The organism is Streptomyces sp. CB02009 (assembly GCF_001905825.1).
Classification (GTDB): Bacteria; Actinomycetota; Actinomycetes; order Streptomycetales; family Streptomycetaceae; genus Streptomyces.
In genome coordinates this window covers 51,267-67,149 of the sequence record NZ_LIVV01000016.1, presented here as the reverse complement: position 1 = coordinate 67,149, position 15,883 = coordinate 51,267, and the positions used below count along the sequence as shown (strand labels likewise).

The following is a 15,883-nucleotide window of genomic DNA, read 5'->3' as shown; positions in this document are numbered from 1 at the left end:
GTACCCAGGGCGGAATCCTCTTCGCTGTGCTGGACTGCCGGCGTCGGCGTGGCCGTTGCGCCGGGGGAGGGCGCGGTACTGCCCGGGGTCAGAACGGTAGGAGAGGGAGTCGGGACTGCGGGCGGTGTGGGCTGCGCGGGGCGAAGGGCTTCTGTGCCCGGGGCGGGGCTGCTCGGAGCCGGCGGCGTATCGTGCTGCGCGTCCTCGGATCGGTCAGGAGCCTTCGGACTGGGCGGTGTATTCGGTTTGGGGCTGTTGCGGTGTGGGGGAGGTGTGCCCGGCGTCGCGGCCTTGGGAAGGTCCAGTACCTGGCCGGGGACGATCAGGTCGGGATTGTCGAAGGTGCCTCCGTCCGGGGTCGGCGCGCCCTTGTTCGCTTCGAAGAGTTCGCCGTACCGCTCGCCGTCGCCGAGTTCCTCCTCGGCGACGTTCCACAGAGTGTCGCCGCCTTGGACCGTGTACGAGCCGCCGCTCGGTTGCGAAGGGGCGGCCGGGGCCTGGGTGGTGGGGGCTTCGGGCAGGGCGAGGATCCATCCTGGCTGGATGGGTGCGTCGGCGTGGAAGGTGGACCCGTCGGTCATCTGGCGGCCTTCGTTGGCGTCGGCGATCTTCGTGTAGAGCTCGCCGTGGCCGTAGACCTTCTCCGCGATGCTCCACAGGCTCTCCGCGGGCCTCGCGTCGCGGACCGTGTACGTCTGCTCGGCTGCCTGCCGCGTTCCGGCAGTGGCTGCGGTGCGATCCTCCGGAGCCGTTGCGGACGCCGGGGGGACGACCTCGGCAGTAGAGGCCGTGACTGCCGTCGCCGGGCCGGCGGTGGCGAGAGCGGGTGTCGCGGACGCGAGGGCGCTGGAGGCGAAGAGCACGATGATGCCGGAGACGAGCGTTCCGGCGGCGCGCTGGGACAGGTGCAGCCCAGGCAGGCGTGGCGCGGCACGGCCCCTCAGCTGCGCCGGGATCTCCAGGAGCAGGGAGATGGCGAAGCTCGCCCAGGCGATCCATCCGATGACGCACAGGGCGAGCATGAACGCGGCGCCGGTGTCCGGACGGGAGAGCAAGTGGGCGAAGGCGTCAGTGCCCTGGACCCAGACGGCGGTGGTGGTCGCCCACAGCAGCCACGGCAGGCCTCCGGTCAGGGCGGCCAGGACGACGGCGGAGACCAGGGCGCGCAATAGGCGCCGCCCGAGGGGGCGGGGAGCGGGCATCGGCGGTCAGTCCTTCTCGGGTCGGGTCGCGCCATGGAGCAGAGTGGCCGAGCTGGTCGCGTGCAGGGTCCAGGTCTTGGGGACGAACACGCCCCGGTAGCTGCCGGTTGCGTGGATGGTGATGCGTCGGCCGTCGCCGGACACGCTCGCAGTGCCGCGGACACCGGCCCTGCTGAGGTAGGCCTGGGCGGCGGCGACGGCGGCATCGGGATCGGCGGCGACGCCTTCGCCGGTGACGGCACGCGCGGGGTCGACGGCCTGGGCGGCGGCGCGGGCGGCTTCGGTGGCGATCCCGTCGGCGCGTTCGTGGGCCCGGGTGATACCGAAGGCGTCGATGGCGAGCAGGCCGCCGAGGAGGAGCAGGGGCACGGTGATGATGGCGACGAACGGGGAGATCCCGCCCCGGTCGTCGTTCCAGTCCCACCGTCGGGCGGGGGGCTTGCGGCTCATCCGCGCTCCCGGTAGGCGTCGACGATGGAGGTGAAGGAGGAGGTCACGGTCCGCACGCCGGGGCCTCCGCCGAGGAGCAGCAGGTCACCGAGGGGGACGGTGCACGAGACGGTCACCGTCACGGTCGAGACCTGACCGAGCGGCGCGCTGAGTCCGGCGGTGGCGGCGGTGACCCGCGTGGCCGAGCAGGTCTGTTCCTGCTGGCCGAGGGCGTCGGTGGCAGCGGTGCGGGCGGCGGACTGCCCGGCGGCGGGGGTGCGTTCGAGGGAGGCGGCGCGGGCGGCGGCCTGCGCGGCGGCATCGGTCTTCTGCCCGGCGAGGGAGAGACGGGCGCCGGCGATGAACACGAGGGCGAGCGCGATCAGGAGGGGGACGACGATGACCGCTTCGATCGCGGCATCACCCCGGTCCGGTTCCTTTCGCAGAGCGCGGCCAAGCCGGTGCAGAGCAGTGCGCATCAGCGGCCTCCCGCGGTGGTCCACCGCTCGATGGGCCCGGACGCGGACGCGCTGACCGGCCAGCCGCTCAGCCCTGGCACGAGAGAGATCGCGCGGCCCTCGACGGTGAGGCTGATCCTGTCGGCAGTACTGCCCGCGGTGGAGACGCGGGCATCGACGAGAATCCCGCCGCCCAGCGCGTTGACCGCCGAGCGCGCCTTGGCTGCACCTTCTCCGGCCCCGGCTTCGTACATGCGGCCGGCGGAGACGCCTTCGCGGGCGGCAGTCGCCGCGACGTTGCGGGCGTAGGCAGCGAGGAAGCCCTGCACGATCGCGAGGATCAGCAGGATCACGACGGGGAAGAGGATCGCCACCTGGATTGGTGACGATCCCCTGTCCCGGTCGGCGGGTGCGAGGGCAGTCAGCATGAGGTGTCTGGGTCCCTGGGATCAGCCGCCGAGGATGCCGTCGAGCCTGCCGTTGGCCCGTCCGTACGCGGCGGCGAGGCCGCCAGCGATGAGCAGGGCACCGGTGACGGCCGCGATGATGATGACGACCGTGGAGATCGGGCTGTCCCCGCGGTCGCCGCGGTCCCGAGCCTCCGCGCGGGCCTCCTCGAGACGCGAACGGAGCGCCCAGGCGCAGGTGGTCGCGGCGGCCTGGGCGCGGAGCAGGAGGCTGGTCTTCATGAGTGAGGTCCCTTCGGATGGTGCGGAGTGCGGCTTCGGTCAGATGGAGAAGATGTTGAGGACCGCCGGGAACGCCATCGCGATCATGACGATGACGGCGAGGAGTGCGGCGGGGGTGTGGAGCTTCTCGCTGTCGGCGTTCGCGCGGGCGGCCTCGGCGGTGAGGAGCTCGTTGGTCAGGCTCTTGGCACGGTTGCGCAGGGTGTCGTAGACGGAGGCACCGTCGTCGGATGACAACCGCATGATGTCGGCGACGTCGTTCAGCACTGGCAAGTGCAGCTGGGTGCCGAGGTCGGCGAGCGCCTGCCAGGGGGACGACTTCTCGGTCCGGGCACGCAGCAGCGCCTCCTGAATGCGGGTGAAGGCCCACCCGTTGCCGATGCGGGCGGCGTCCTCCAGCGCCTGGTCGGCCGCGACGTTGGAGGCCATGCGGGTGGCGACCAGATCCATCCAGGCAGCCGCGGCGTGCGCGAACTCGGTGCGGGCCTTGCCCGCTTCGGTCGCGACGGCCCAGTCGGGCACGAACCACAGGACAGCCGCGAGCAGCACGCCGGCCACAGCCGGAATGAACATGAACACGGGCAGCCCCATCAGCGCCCATCCGACCGAGGGGACGAGCGGGACGAGCAGTCCCAGCAGCGCCAGGGCCACCTTGTTGGTCACGAACTGCTCCGGGCTCTGGTGAAGCAGGTCGAGATCGGCGCGCGGGATCCTGCCCGGCATGCGCTCGGCCAGACGTCCCGCCCACGCACCTCCGGCAGGCTGCGGACGACCGGGCTGGCGGGAGCCGAGGCCGGCGACGGGCGGGTCGAGGCGGCGCAGGGCCGGGCCGAGGCGGGGCGCGGACGGCGTGACCTCGCGGACGAGGAGAGCGACGCCTCCTCCGGCCGCGGCGCCGCAGAGGATCAGGGCGGTCAGGCTCATGAGGCCGGCACCTCCGCAGGTTCGGCACCCGGCTGCTTGACCTGGCTGCGCGGGTCGTTGATCAGGAACCGGGGGACCGGCTGATGGCTGGCGAGTTTCCGGGTCCACCACAGCACCGCGGCGAAAGCAGCGCCGAGCAGGGCCAGGACGAGCTGACCGAGGAGGGTGGCGTAGGGGGCGGTGTAGGGGATGAGGAAGCCGGTCACGACCAGGGCCATGCAGATCAGGGTCATGGTGCGCATCGCGGTGCGGGACTTCGCCCGGTCGGCTTCGATCTTGCGGCGGGCGGCGACTTCCTCACGGACCTGGGCGGCGACGTCCTCGAGGACCTGGGCAAGGCCGGGGCCGGGATCTACGGCGCACAGCATGAGTGCGGCGCAGGCCTTGTCGCCGGTGACGTCGTCGAGGCGGTTCGCGAAGTCGCGCAGTGCGTCGACGGGCAGCCAGCCGGCCTTCAGCTTGTCAGCGAGCTCGCCGACCTCGTCCTCGATCGCCGGCGGCGGGTTCTTCCGGCTGGTGATCAGGGCCTGTTCCAGGGCGAAGCCGAGGCGGAGGATCTCGGAGAGGCGCTGGGTCCAGTCGGCGAGCGCCTCTAGTTTGGCGATGCGGCCTTTCGAGGGGTTCGCGGAGGCGAGCAGCCACGGCACGCCGATCACCGAGCCGCCCAGGATCAGGGCGGCGACGAACACGCCGGAGACCAGCCACACCACAGCGGTTGTGGCGACGGCGGCGATGATCAGCGCGCGGCGGCGGGCGGCACGCGCCTGCCCGTCATGCCCGCCGGACCACTGAGCCCGCCAGCGCGCCGTTCGCCCCTGCCCTCTGGGAGCGGTCGTGCCGATGGTGGCAACGACGGCGGCGAGGATGCCGCCGGTGAGCATCGCCCCGCACAGCATCCACCACAAGGCGCCCATCACAGCCCCCTGTTCCAGGCGGCGGCCTGATCCAGGACGTGGGTGGAGAACCCGGCCACCTCCAGGCGCCGCCGGGACTTTGGGGAGAGCGGAGCGGCCGGGACCGCGCGCAGGTCTTCTTCGGACGCAGGCCGGAACACCTCGTTGTACGCGGGGCGGCCGTTCTCGCCGATGCCGGTGATCTCCCAGATGTGGCTCACCAGCCGACGCGGGGCAGGCCCGGACTCGTCGACCGACATGAAGACGACGAAGTGCAGGCCGTTGGCGATCTGACGGTAGGCCAGCTGCTCGGAGAAGTTCCCGCGGGCCAGGAGGTACAGCTCGGCGATGCGGTCGAACACGACGTGCGGCTCGGAGGCGTGCATCGTGCACATGGACCCGGGACGGTCACTGGTCAGGGCCTGCATCATCGCCGTGATCTCCGGACCGCGGACCTCACCGACCACGACCCGCTTCAGCGACATGCGCTTCGCCCGGTACATCAGGTCGAGCAGCGTGATCTCGCCGACCGCGCGGCCGTCGACCCGCTCGCCGTTGGACTCACGGGCCTCCATCGGCACCACCTGCGTGTGGTAGCCGTTCTGGTGGGCCCACAGCTCGAACTCGGTCTCCACCGTGCCGAACCGCTCGTGCCGCGGGATCTCCCGCAACAGAGCTCGCATCAGAGTCGTCTTCCCCGACGACTGTTCACCCACCACGATCACATTGCGCCGCGCCCGCACGCAGGCACGCAGCAGGGACGCGATCGTGGCGTCCATGGCGCCGCCCGCGACGAGGTCGTCCAGGGTCGCGTTCTGCAGGCGGTGGCGGCGGATCGTGACGAACGTCCGCTCACCCGTGATCTCCGGGTGCAGTGCCTGGAGCCGAGAGCCGTCCGGCAGACGGATCGCGGCATCGGGGGAAGCGGTGGAGAACGTGCGGCCCGACTGCCCGCTGTTGCGGATCAGATCGCGCACCAACTCCTGCAGTTCCTCCTCCGACTCGGCGACCGGCTCGGCCGCGACCGGTTCGCTGTCGCCGCTGTACTTCAGCGAGACCCGGTCGTGGCCATTGATCCAGATGTCCTCGACCCGCGGGTCGTCGAGGTGGCGCTGGAGACGACCGGAGCGGAACAGCATGTCGAAGACGAGCGCGGCAAGCTGCTGCTCCTCGGCCGCGGTGACGGTACGGGTGGTCCGGGCGGCATCACCCCACACCGCGACCCGCTCGTTGATCAGAGCCCGGGCCCGCTGCTCACGCACGGGACCGACAAGGCCGGGGTTCGCCTTCGCCTCGGCAAGAAGCAGGTTGTTGACCTGCCTCTTGATCTCCCCAGCCGCATGGGCGTCGACCCTCGCCTGCGGTACAGCGACCTGGTTGACCATCGTCGGGGCGGCAGCCTGCCCGCCACGGCGCGAATCGTAACTGGGACCTGGTCGGCCCGGTGACACAACGGGCCCCGGAGCGGAGGCAGGCCCCCGGCCCTGAGCGGCAGCCGCCGGCGGCGGAACGGGAGCGGGGTACATCGGGTCAGCGCGCATTCTGCTGCACCGCCCTCATCAGCCGCTGCTGCAGCGGAGAGGCAACCCGGGCACGCCGGGTGGCCACCTGCTGGCGAATCGGAGTCGTCGCGTCCCTGGCGGCGCTCATCAGCTTGCCCGTCATGAACCCCCGCCCCTCGGGAGCCCCGTCGGACAACACCGCCGCCTCCTCCGGCCGGTACGGCACAGAAGCGACGACCCGCACACCGAGCTCGGCCTCGACTTCCCTCGGCCCGTAGGGGCCCTGGCGGACCAGGAGGATGCCCAGAGCGCTGGAACCCCGCCCGGAATCGCCGTCCATCAACGTGCGCAGTGCCTCGATGCGGGAGCGGGCGGCGTGCATGCTGCGCAGGGTGCCGCGCATCACGACCAGGACCGAGTCCGCACGCATCGCCAGCACGCCGGCCGGACCGAACGCACCGGCGCGGCCGAGGTCGACCAGGACATCGTGGCCGTGCTCCTCGATACCAGTGAACAGATCGGCGAGCTGCCCCCACACCGGCGCGAGACTCGAGGCCTGCTGCATTGTGGTCAGTCCCGGCAGCAGCAGCCGGTTACGCTCCGAACGCTTCTCGTCGTTCTCCAGGGCGATCAGCTGCGGCCAGAAAGCCGTGACGAGGTCCTGAGTCCGGGAGGACTCGGTCAGATTCCTCAGGCCGCGGTCGGCGACCACCGTGCTCTGCAGCGCGCCGGACAGGACCGCGCCGCCGTCCGGGTCGCACTCGGCAAGCACCAGGCGACGGCCGTCTTCCAAGGGCCACGACCGCAGCAGTGCGAGCGCCGTACTCGTGACCCCCGGAGCACCCGGGAGACCGACCAGGGTGATCATGGCCATCAGGATTCACCCGGCCCGTCAACGACGAGCGCGACGTTCCCCGTCGCGGCCTGCGCGGCCAGTACCGGCCCGACCTGAGAGGGGACGGCGACGTCCACGACCTGCTCGCCGGTGTTCTGCTGCCGCTCGCCCACCCTCACGATCCGGGCCGCGATCTGCTGGGGTCCGGCGTCCTTCTCATCCTCGCCCGCAGTGCTGGTGCTCTGGCCGTCCGCGGGAGTGAAGACGACGAGGACCTTGTCGCCGGGGGAGAGGCGGCTCGCGGGCATCTGCGAGGTCTTCAGGCCGATCCCGACCAGCCGCTCGCCCGGCTTCACCAGGGTGCGCGTGGTGACCTGGCCCTGTGCCAGAAGAGCGCCCGGCACCAGGGCGACGGCGGCCCGCTTGCCGACGACCTTCTTCCGATCGGCGGCGAGGACCGGCTTGAGCACCGGGTCAAGCTGGACCGCCGCCTCGATCAAGTCGGAGTCCTTCACGACGTCCCCGGCCTCAACACCCTTCGCGACAGCCAGGACCGGGGTGCGCTCTCCCGTCGCCTGGAAGGCGAGGAACCCGCCGCCTCCGCCCGCCGCGATCAGCGCGATGGCCAGCGCGTACATACCAGGGCGGCGCCTGCGCGCACGGAACCCGACTGCCGCGCCCGGGATCTGGGTGTGCGCCGGCTGCGCAGGCACCTGGCCCGCAGGGGCCGGAACAGCGGTCTTGCTCACGGTCTCTCGCCTTCTTCGTCTTGGAACGGACCCGGGTGCTTCAGCTGCCGACGGCTTGGAGCTCGCCGACCCGGATGTCCACGGCGCTCTGCCGGGTCTGAGTCATCTGCCCGGACTGCCCGGTCGTCGCCTGCCAGTTGATCTCCCACGTCGACGTTGCGGCAACGTGGTACTTGCCGGCACCGGCCGTGGACGGCTTGGCGTACCGATGTCCGCAGTCCGGCGACGACTTCGTGCCGTAGGCGGCCTTGTAGGGAGTGCCGGGAGTGGTGCAGGTGACGGTCTTCCCGTCTCCCATCTGCCACACGATCTTCGCGACCTTCGCCGTCGCGGCCACCGTGACCCCGCCTGCGGACGCGGAAGCGACGTTCGGCCCGTACGTCTCCGGGCCCCGCTCGGTCCACAGGTACACCGGCATCCCGACCAGGCCCATTCCGCCTGGCTTCGGTGTGATCCCGATCTCCGGGCCGCGCAGCACCATCCGGTCCACGGCCTGCCGGGCCAGGACAGCAGGATCGACAGCGGCCGGTCCTGGGGGAGTGGCGGCCCAGACGTTACGGATGAACGTTGTGGGACTGGGGCCGTCGTTGTAGGTGCACCGCTCTTCGTAGACCGCGCCGTCACCGGGCGTGTGCCCTTCCCAGTCCAGGCTCCCAGCGGGCGGCTGCGGGTCGAGCTTCTTGTAGGTGCACACCCGTTGGGTGGCAGGCTTCTCGCCGCCGTCTTCTCCGCCGTTGCCGCCGGAGCTTCCGCCGGGGGCTGGCGAACCGCCGCCGTTGCCGCCGGAGCCAGGCACGTCGACTTCCACCTCGCAGAAGAAGGTGCCGCACTTCGTGTCACCCGTTCCACCAGGGTCATCCGCGTACGCAGGAGCAGCGGCGAACGCCGCGGCGCTGAGCACGAGGACTCCTGCGACTGCGGCTCTCCGGGGGGTCAGCACTTCTTTCCTTGCGGCTCGTCGCGGATGACGCGCCATCCCTCGGGCCACTTCTCGACAGTGGCCTTGATGACGTATCGGACGAGCCGGTTCTTCGGCAGGCTGGCCGGCTTCTGGGTGTCGAGGTCGGTGACCGTCCACCGGGAGATATCCAGGCAGCTGGAGAGAATGACGTGAGGGATCTTGCGGTTGAGATCCGCGCTGGTGGCGACAGGGTTGTCGACGGTGACCGCGCCCAGCACGATCGCGTTCTTCTTCCGCATGTCCGCTGCGCCCGTCTCGACCTGCGCGAGAGCGGCCGCGGCTGCGTACTTCTTGAGCTCGCCGGCGTTGCCGGCCTTGTCGGCGTAGCGCTTCTCCACTTCCTTCCAGTGCGAAAGGTAGGTGGCGATCGCTTCCTTCTTCGCTGCCTCCACCGGGTCTGCCGGGGTGGCCGGGGCCTTCGTCTTGGTCGGCGTCGCTGTGGCAGGCGAAGTGCTCGGGGCCTTTGCGCTGGGCCCCTCCTTCGCGCTGTTGCAGGCGGTGAGGAGGAACGCGCTCACGGCGAGGAGCGAACCTGCTCGCAGAAGCGGTGTCCATCGAAGGCGCACGCGTCGCATGTGCGTATGGGTCGTCATGATGTCTCCCGATGCATATGCGGTCACCCGGCGCGACCTGCCGCTTGAGGCTCCTGACGAGCTCGTCGTGTACCGCGGGACCACTTCAGTTACGCGAAGGGCAAGCCTACGCAAGATCACACCAACCACACCGGGCGTAACGGTTGTTGATGGGTTGGGATGCGGAGTAATCGGCCAAAATGGGGCCGAGAAGGGATGTGAGTCTGTCAGGTTGCCTGAGTCTTCGCCGAGCGCGCTGGTCAGAGACCGTCGCCCATTGGCGCTGGTGAGCCGCCTCATGAAGCTGATGGGGCGGAGAGGAGGACATCGCCGGGGGTCGGCTCTCCCAGAAGCGGAACGACAACCTGCTCGAACGGGCCACGGTCGGTCAGCTGCTCAAGCGTAGTGATGCCGACGGCGAGCTGAGGAGTGCGCCGGACGCGGGCGTCGGCAGCAGCGAGAGCCCGCAGGTCCTCGATCCGACGCTGAAGAACCGTCGGGCTGGCCCCGGTGAGGACGATCAGCAGACGTGGCACAGCCGGGTAGCGGTCGCGCCATGCCTCCCGGCCGGCCCCGGCAGGGGCGGTGACGCGGCGGCCGTGCGGGGGAGCGGGCACGTAGGTGGCGTAGCGGGCGTACGAGGTGAGCTTCCGGCCGAGCCGTCCGACCTGCATGGTGGATCGGTCGATCTCGAGGAAGTAGGTGAGGAGCCGGCGCCCGGTGGGTGTCGTGCGGGTGTAGCGCAGGACGGCGTCTGGGATGAGCAGGGCATCGTCTCCGAGCCGGTTCTCCCCGTCGCGCACGCGGTGGACGAGCTCGGGTTCCCAGTCCAGCGGCCCGCACTCGTCGCCAAGCGCCCGGGCCCAGGTGCTGAACGCGAGCCCGGTCTCGACGACGGCCAGAGTGTGTTCCTGCAGTTGGGAGGCGGCTGTCTCAGGGCTGATGCGGTAGGCCCGGGAGGTGACCTCCCGGCTGGCCTCGACGATGTCCGCGCCGCGAGGGGTGATGAACCACAGCAGTTCAGGACCGCCCCTCCTTCCGGCCCGGCGGGCGGTGCACTCCACCAGCTTCATGGCGCGCATCTGGTTCAGGACGCTACGCAAGTAGACGGGCCGCTGGGCGTGAGGCGTCAGCATCCGATGGAGCTGGCCGGTGGCGACGAGGCGGTGCTGGTAGAGGACGGGCAGCAGCTGCTGCCCGAGCCGGGGCAGACTGGTGGCGGCAGGGGACAGGGCGGTGGTCATCAGCCGATCTCACTTCCGCTGGCCGCAGGCCGGTCTCCGGCTGCGGGCATGCTCGGTTCGGTGGGTCGCTCCGGCCGTGTTGTCGGTGCGGGCCGGGAGGTGGTGAGCTCGGCGAGGATCCGGTCGTCCAAGCCAGGCCTGCTGCCGGTGTCGTCGCCCTCGAGGGCACGAAGAATCTCGGCGACTGTCCGGCGCCGCAGGTTGTCGTCCACGGCCCGCTCCAAATCCGGCAGGAGTTCGGGGTGGTGGTAGTCGGCGAGGGCCTGGTGCACGGCCACGCCGGCGACCCGGAACGGAGTGGTGCGTTCGCCGTGGAGCATCGTGGACATCACGTAGTTCCACTTCGGCAGGGACATCAGGGTCTGCGGAGAGACCGGCTCCATGCGCTTGGTGACGAACGCCGCCTCGTCGCTATCCGCCGCCGAGGCGGACAGCAGCGACTGGTTCTGCATGAGAGCCATCCGCGTCTCAGCACTCAGCCGCATCGCCATCTGGGTCATCCCGACCAGCTTCAGCTTGTACTTCCGCAGCTGCTCCAGGATCGCGGCGACGTAGCCGCGCGATGCCCCATCGATAGCGGTCAGCTCGTCGCAGTACGCGAACATCGTCGCCAGCTGGTCCTGGTCGACGCCCTCACGCGAGCAGCCGGCCAGGAACAGGTCGAACAGCAGCAACGAGGTGATCACCTGATCCGACGAGCCCGTACCGGAGCAGCGCAGCAGCACGATCTTCGACGTGTCCATTGCGTGCCGCATGTCGTACGTCGACCGCGGCTGGCCCAGAAACGCCCGCAGCGAGTCCGACGTCTCCAACTGCTCCAGCGTCTGAGTGACCACTGGGACCGCGCTCCCCTCGTACTTGGGGAACGTGGTGGTCCAGAACCGGCGCAGCTTGACCGGGAGATGCTCCAGAACACCCTCGCGCCACTCCTCATCGGTGAGCAGCCGGGTGATCGAGAAGACGGTGGGCTGCAGATCCGGACGCCCCCGGCGGCACATCTCCAGCGCCAGGTACGCAAGGACCTGCACCGCGTGAGACAGGATCGCCCTGGCACGCGGCGCACCGTCACCCCAACCCTGCGCCGACGCCATCCCGCCCACCACCGCACCGATCACATCCTGGACCTGAGCAGCGCTGCGGTGCTCCATCGACAGCGGATTCCACGCCCCGACCCGCGCCGCAGGATCCTTCACGCTCAGGTCGATGACCCACACCCTCTCGCGCAGCGCAGGATGCGACAGATACGGCATCGCCCGCTTCACCGCCGCACCATGCGGGTCGAGGAACCACACCCCCAGCCCCCCGTACGCCAGGGAGATGGCCTGGACCAGAGCCAGCTCGCTCTTGCCGAATCCGCTCTTCCCGAACGACGCACCGAACAGCACGTCCTTCTCCGGCACGGCCGCGAGGCGCGCCCGCCCGTCCGAGCCCACGACGCGCCCCAGCGGCACCACACCCGGTTGCCCAGTCCACTCCGGAAGCCCCGGCGGCGCCGCCGGCACCACCCCGCCAGTACGCACGACGTTCGCCGCTTCGCAGTGCACCGTGGCCGGCTTCAGCAGTGCGGCGACCTCCCTGACCGTCACCCACTGCCGCCTCGAAGGAGCGAACTCGCCCGTGTGGAATCTGCGATCGAAAGAGGACCGACGCCACCACACGTTGCTGTACGGCCGCCATCCCGTACGACGCGGCCCCACCGGACGCCACCAGTTCTCCCCACTCCAGGCATCCATCACCGCCATCACCTGGTGCAGCAGCGCCTGCGCCCGCGCCGGACGCCGCGCCTGAACCCGGACGAGAACCTGCACCGCGAAGACCTGACCGTCCACTCCCGGCAGGAACTTTCCCACCCCGTCGGCCAGATCCGTCTGCCGCGGCCGCGGGACGGCCCCGCCCCGCGAGCGGCCGGACCCCGATGACGTTCCGCCGTTCAGCCCCGCCATCACCTGACCAAACACCGGGGCCGCCCGGCCACCGCTCGGACCGGTTCCGAGCTGCTCCCCGTACGCCGACGGTCCCCGCTTCGCTGCCCGCCGCATGAGCCGGCGCCGCCACCGTGCCACCTTCCGGCCAGAGACCGGCACCAGGTCCACGACCAGTTCGGCCCGCTCGCCCCGTTCGCTCGCCACGTGCGCGCAGGCGGCCGCCATCATCTGCAGCGGATCGGGATCGAGACTGGCCGCCGCAAGCCGCCGGTGATCGGCCCGGGCGAGCACGAGCTCCGCCCGCGCCACGTAGGCCCCGCCTTCTTCCCGATGCGGATCCTTGTTCTCCTTGCGTCGGCGACTGGGGGCTGGCGGAGTGGCGGTCTTCTCCATCAGGACCTGGGTCATCAGACCTCCTGTTCGTTCCCGTTGTCCGTCACGTTGAGAGGCGAGATGTTGGCAAAGCGGATCGGTCGCAGCTCGCCATGACTGCGGCCCACCTCGAGCACGTCCACGTCCGGAAACGACACCAGGCGCAGCAGCCCTGCAGCCCGCGCAGGCCCTTCCAGCCGAGTCGCCAACTTCCCCTCGACGCTCATGTGGCGCATGCGGACCCCGGACGCTCTGCGCGGCAGCCATCCGGCAGCTGCCGGCACCCGGACCAGACGGGCCGCGTGCCGGCCGATCTCTTCCACCGACGGATCGAAGTCACGTGTCGGCACCAGGTCGACCACCGTCCGGGACCTCAGCGCGGCGCGGGCACGGCGACGCCACCACACCCAGCACGCACCCCACAGGGCGGCCGCCGCCACTACGGACAGCCCCAGCCACCACAGATGCGCCTCGGCGTACCCCGTCACCGAAGCGGTCACGGCCGACAGGGATCTGGACGGGCCGAGCAGGGCATCGCCCATCACCAGTTCGCCTTCGACAAAGGGAAACCAAGCGGGCCCCGCCGATACCGGCGCCCCGGGTCCACCCCGCGCACTCGGTCTGCGGCCGCGTACCAGCCACGCCGCACCAGGACCGCCCCGCACGTCATGAAGAGGACCGGCACCGCGGGCCAGCCACTGCGCCTGGCCGCGGCCTCGGCCGCCGACTCCCCTATGAACGGCAGGTTGCTCAGGTCGCCACCCCACCAGCCCGGAAAGCAGGCGACCACGAAGACGACCGCGACGAGCCAGCCAATCCAGCTCACCAGCGCGTCGACTGCCGCATCTCGCCGCCCAAGCAGACGCTGTTCATCCGTTGCCATCGGGCACTCCCCGCAGGCCGGGGCGGCCTCGCGCCGCCCGTACGCCCTCCGCAAGGACCCGCAATCCCAAGAACGTGACCGTCCGGGCACGATGAATGTGGGGCCGGACCCCGCGACCACCTGAAGCCGCTCAGAGCCGCAGCGGCAACGCGGCGTGGAGCGCTTACGGTGCGCGACGAGGCCGATCACTCAGCCAGACCGCACTACGACGAAGCAATGTGTGCGGAGCTGCCGTCCACTATCTGGGGGCCCGCGCGGTTCAGCCCCGGGGCCGGCGAGGTCGTCGCGTCCGGCCGCAAGAGGAGTATCCAGAGCCTGGTGCGCGGCACCTTCTTGTACCGGCAGACGGAGCACATCCCCAGCAGCTCAGGCGCCACCTAGAGTCGTCGAAGGGCTCTGCTGTACGCGAGGTCACCCAGCCGCAGGCTTGCCAGGGAGGCCGTGGACCATGACGAGGAAGTTCGGGGAGTCGGGGAACGGTTGCCGGCGGCCGACGGGTTGGTAGCCCCACGTTTCGTACAGCGCCTGCACCCTGTCGTGACCGGGGTCGACGAGGAGCGCGGCCAGGGCCTCGGGCCGGTCCTGCAGGAGTGCGGCATGCAGCTGCTCGGCTGCCCCGGTCTTGCGCCAGCGGGGGCGGACCATCAGCTCCGAGACGCTGAACGTCGAGTCCTCGGCTGGTGCTTCGGGCAGGTGCTCGCGCCACCATTCGCGGCCCGGGCGGGCGGGGGCGCCGTAGGCGAAGCCGACCGGCTCGTTGCCGTCGTAGGCGATCACGCAGGAGAAGCCGGGATGGGAGCCCCAGTGGTCGACGAACCAGGGGAAGCGCTGAGCGAACTCGTCCATCTCGTCGGCGTAGGCGTCCGCGTGCACGGCGAGGAGGGTCTGCCGGATGCCCGGCAGGTCTTCGTGCCGGAAGCGACGGAGGGCTATGGCGGTCATGCGCTGGTCCATTCGGTCCGGTACCGGTCCGTCCACTCGACGGCCATGGGGTGGGGGGCTCGGGAGAGCAGCTCGCGCTGGAAGTCGCCCAGCACCCTGCGCATACGTCCCGGCAGGGGTGTGCCGGCCATGATGGTGAAGACCTGGCCACCGGAGGCGCACGCCTGCTCGGCGTCGCCTTGGTGCAGCTGCGCGAGGGCGAGCCGTGCGGTGGTGTAGGCCCTGTTGCGGCGGTACGTCTCCGGCAGCACCGCCAGCGCTCTGTGCGAGGCGGCCTCGGCCTCTGCGGCGTCGCCCACGATGTCCCGCACGATCGCGGTCAAGGAGTACAGCTCCGCCGGTCCGTAGAAAGCGATCCACGCGGCCCGGGGCTGTGCCAGATCTACCTTGGCCAAGGACTCCTGCGCGCGGCCCAGGCAGTTCAGCGCCGATCTGCGGTCCCGGCCGTGGGCGAGGCCGACGGCGGCCCGGGCGTGCGCGAGGGACGCGTGCAGCGGCGAGCGGCGTGCGATGGCCGTCGTCAGGGCGGCCTGAGCGGATGCCACAGCCTCGGAGTAGTCACCGCGCTGCCGGGCGAGCATCGCCCGCAGGTTCCATACCTGCATCACCATCTCGGGGTCCTGGGCCAAGCCTGCAAGAGTGAGGGACCTGTCCAGGTGGTGGCCGGCACCGTCGAGCCGTCCGGCGTCGATCAGTGACCACGTGGCCGCCGCGGTGAACGCGGCGGCCAGAGAGAACAGCCGCTCGCGGGTGCGCGCCGAGGCACCCTTCTCCTGGAGCCGGGCGGCCTCGTGCGCGCCGGCGAGCGCCGCCTGCTCCAAGGTCGCGTGCCCACCCCGATGGTCATCGAGCGTCCTCAGAGAGTCGAGCTGTGCCCGCAGCCGCAGGACATCCGAGGTGCCGACAGATGGAGCGGGACCTGCCAGGACGAAGGACGCCGACGCCCCGACGGTCGAGTTCAGGAAGGAGCGGCGGAGCATGGAGTCCTCCGGGGGAGTGCTGGTCTTACGGCGCCGGTCGGCGAACCCTAAGTCCTGGGCGGACCGGCCGCTGATCGCTTCCAGAGCCAGGCGCACCGCGATCCGGGGCCAGGTCGTCTCGCCTGAGCGCCACTTGCGCACCGTCACATCGGAGAGTGTGCCCGGCTTTCCGGTGCTCTGACCGATCGCCGTGTTCAGCTCAGTCGCCAGATCAGGGGCCGTCCAGCCCTCGGTGTCCATCCACACGATGAACGCCTCGTTGCGCGCCATGCGATCCACGGTAGACCTGTCGCGCAGCTCGGCGAGAGTCAACGGATAGTCAA

Annotated in this window: 18 protein-coding genes; all 18 read right to left on the bottom strand. The window is 70.6% G+C overall.

Annotated features, from left to right (window positions below; translation table 11 throughout):
* Window positions 1-1,202, bottom strand: a 1,202-nt coding sequence (locus AMK27_RS39665; protein ID WP_143204942.1) for a LysM peptidoglycan-binding domain-containing protein, incomplete at its 3' end; no start/stop codon positions are given.
* 6 nt (window positions 1,203-1,208) lie between these two features.
* On the bottom strand, window positions 1,209-1,652 hold the full coding sequence (locus AMK27_RS39660) for a pilus assembly protein TadG-related protein (protein ID WP_073919237.1): 444 nt from the start codon (window positions 1,650-1,652) through the stop codon (window positions 1,209-1,211).
* The gene (locus tag AMK27_RS39655) at window positions 1,649-2,110 is read right to left on the bottom strand and encodes a TadE/TadG family type IV pilus assembly protein (protein ID WP_073919236.1); all 462 of its coding nucleotides are present in this window, start codon (window positions 2,108-2,110) and stop codon (window positions 1,649-1,651) included. Before AMK27_RS39655 ends, AMK27_RS39660 begins: the two co-directional genes overlap by 4 nt.
* Complete coding sequence (locus tag AMK27_RS39650; protein ID WP_073919234.1) at window positions 2,110-2,517, bottom strand: TadE/TadG family type IV pilus assembly protein; 408 nt, start codon at window positions 2,515-2,517, stop codon at window positions 2,110-2,112. The genes AMK27_RS39655 and AMK27_RS39650 overlap by 1 nt, the downstream gene beginning before the upstream one ends.
* Window positions 2,518-2,538: 21 nt before the next feature.
* Window positions 2,539-2,778: a hypothetical protein gene (locus AMK27_RS39645; protein WP_073919232.1), complete on the bottom strand. Its 240-nt coding sequence runs from the start codon at window positions 2,776-2,778 to the stop codon at window positions 2,539-2,541.
* Window positions 2,779-2,817: 39 nt separating this feature from the next.
* Window positions 2,818-3,702, bottom strand: coding sequence for a type II secretion system F family protein (locus tag AMK27_RS39640; RefSeq protein WP_073919231.1), 885 nt, complete (start codon window positions 3,700-3,702; stop codon window positions 2,818-2,820).
* Entirely contained in the window at window positions 3,699-4,616 is a 918-nt protein-coding gene (locus AMK27_RS39635) for a type II secretion system F family protein (RefSeq protein WP_073919229.1), read from the bottom strand. The genes AMK27_RS39640 and AMK27_RS39635 overlap by 4 nt, the downstream gene beginning before the upstream one ends.
* The gene (locus AMK27_RS39630; protein ID WP_158076969.1) at window positions 4,616-5,980 is read right to left on the bottom strand and encodes a CpaF family protein; all 1,365 of its coding nucleotides are present in this window, start codon (window positions 5,978-5,980) and stop codon (window positions 4,616-4,618) included. The genes AMK27_RS39635 and AMK27_RS39630 overlap by 1 nt, the downstream gene beginning before the upstream one ends.
* A gap of 145 nt (window positions 5,981-6,125) precedes the next feature.
* Window positions 6,126-6,965 (bottom strand): hypothetical protein, encoded by an 840-nt coding sequence (locus tag AMK27_RS39625; protein ID WP_338014372.1) that lies wholly within the window; start codon window positions 6,963-6,965, stop codon window positions 6,126-6,128.
* 5 nt (window positions 6,966-6,970) lie between these two features.
* Complete coding sequence (locus AMK27_RS39620) at window positions 6,971-7,681, bottom strand: hypothetical protein (RefSeq protein ID WP_143204941.1); 711 nt, start codon at window positions 7,679-7,681, stop codon at window positions 6,971-6,973.
* Window positions 7,682-7,721: 40 nt separating this feature from the next.
* Window positions 7,722-8,477, bottom strand: coding sequence for an ATP/GTP-binding protein (locus tag AMK27_RS43970; protein WP_241847781.1), 756 nt, complete (start codon window positions 8,475-8,477; stop codon window positions 7,722-7,724).
* A gap of 137 nt (window positions 8,478-8,614) precedes the next feature.
* Window positions 8,615-9,160, bottom strand: coding sequence for a DUF3558 domain-containing protein (locus AMK27_RS42185; RefSeq protein WP_241847780.1), 546 nt, complete (start codon window positions 9,158-9,160; stop codon window positions 8,615-8,617).
* Between the two features lie 350 nt (window positions 9,161-9,510).
* Window positions 9,511-10,458 carry a replication-relaxation family protein gene (locus AMK27_RS39605; RefSeq protein WP_073919222.1) on the bottom strand — a complete coding sequence of 316 codons (948 nt, stop codon included), beginning with the start codon at window positions 10,456-10,458 and terminating at the stop codon, window positions 9,511-9,513.
* Complete coding sequence (locus tag AMK27_RS39600) at window positions 10,458-12,791, bottom strand: hypothetical protein (protein ID WP_073919220.1); 2,334 nt, start codon at window positions 12,789-12,791, stop codon at window positions 10,458-10,460. The genes AMK27_RS39605 and AMK27_RS39600 overlap by 1 nt, the downstream gene beginning before the upstream one ends.
* Entirely contained in the window at window positions 12,791-13,297 is a 507-nt protein-coding gene (locus AMK27_RS39595) for a hypothetical protein (RefSeq protein ID WP_073919219.1), read from the bottom strand. Before AMK27_RS39595 ends, AMK27_RS39600 begins: the two co-directional genes overlap by 1 nt.
* Entirely contained in the window at window positions 13,297-13,638 is a 342-nt protein-coding gene (locus AMK27_RS39590; RefSeq protein ID WP_073919217.1) for a hypothetical protein, read from the bottom strand. The genes AMK27_RS39595 and AMK27_RS39590 overlap by 1 nt, the downstream gene beginning before the upstream one ends.
* A gap of 411 nt (window positions 13,639-14,049) precedes the next feature.
* Entirely contained in the window at window positions 14,050-14,580 is a 531-nt protein-coding gene (locus AMK27_RS39580; RefSeq protein WP_241847779.1) for a GNAT family N-acetyltransferase, read from the bottom strand.
* On the bottom strand, window positions 14,577-15,830 hold the full coding sequence (locus tag AMK27_RS39575; RefSeq protein ID WP_073919253.1) for a hypothetical protein: 1,254 nt from the start codon (window positions 15,828-15,830) through the stop codon (window positions 14,577-14,579). The genes AMK27_RS39580 and AMK27_RS39575 overlap by 4 nt, the downstream gene beginning before the upstream one ends.
* Window positions 15,831-15,883 lie beyond the last annotated feature (53 nt).

Coding starts and splice junctions, on each gene's coding strand:
- AMK27_RS39660 (WP_073919237.1), bottom strand. CDS start 1,652: ATGAGCCGCAAGCCCCCCGCCCGACGGTGGGACTGGAACGACGACCGG.
- AMK27_RS39655 (WP_073919236.1), bottom strand. CDS start 2,110: ATGCGCACTGCTCTGCACCGGCTTGGCCGCGCTCTGCGAAAGGAACCG.
- AMK27_RS39650 (WP_073919234.1), bottom strand. CDS start 2,517: ATGCTGACTGCCCTCGCACCCGCCGACCGGGACAGGGGATCGTCACCA.
- AMK27_RS39645 (WP_073919232.1), bottom strand. CDS start 2,778: ATGAAGACCAGCCTCCTGCTCCGCGCCCAGGCCGCCGCGACCACCTGC.
- AMK27_RS39640 (WP_073919231.1), bottom strand. CDS start 3,702: ATGAGCCTGACCGCCCTGATCCTCTGCGGCGCCGCGGCCGGAGGAGGC.
- AMK27_RS39635 (WP_073919229.1), bottom strand. CDS start 4,616: ATGGGCGCCTTGTGGTGGATGCTGTGCGGGGCGATGCTCACCGGCGGC.
- AMK27_RS39630 (WP_158076969.1), bottom strand. CDS start 5,980: ATGGTCAACCAGGTCGCTGTACCGCAGGCGAGGGTCGACGCCCATGCG.
- AMK27_RS39625 (WP_338014372.1), bottom strand. CDS start 6,965: ATGATCACCCTGGTCGGTCTCCCGGGTGCTCCGGGGGTCACGAGTACG.
- AMK27_RS39605 (WP_073919222.1), bottom strand. CDS start 10,458: ATGACCACCGCCCTGTCCCCTGCCGCCACCAGTCTGCCCCGGCTCGGG.
- AMK27_RS39600 (WP_073919220.1), bottom strand. CDS start 12,791: ATGACCCAGGTCCTGATGGAGAAGACCGCCACTCCGCCAGCCCCCAGT.
- AMK27_RS39595 (WP_073919219.1), bottom strand. CDS start 13,297: ATGGGCGATGCCCTGCTCGGCCCGTCCAGATCCCTGTCGGCCGTGACC.
- AMK27_RS39590 (WP_073919217.1), bottom strand. CDS start 13,638: ATGGCAACGGATGAACAGCGTCTGCTTGGGCGGCGAGATGCGGCAGTC.
- AMK27_RS39580 (WP_241847779.1), bottom strand. CDS start 14,580: ATGACCGCCATAGCCCTCCGTCGCTTCCGGCACGAAGACCTGCCGGGC.
- AMK27_RS39575 (WP_073919253.1), bottom strand. CDS start 15,830: ATGGCGCGCAACGAGGCGTTCATCGTGTGGATGGACACCGAGGGCTGG.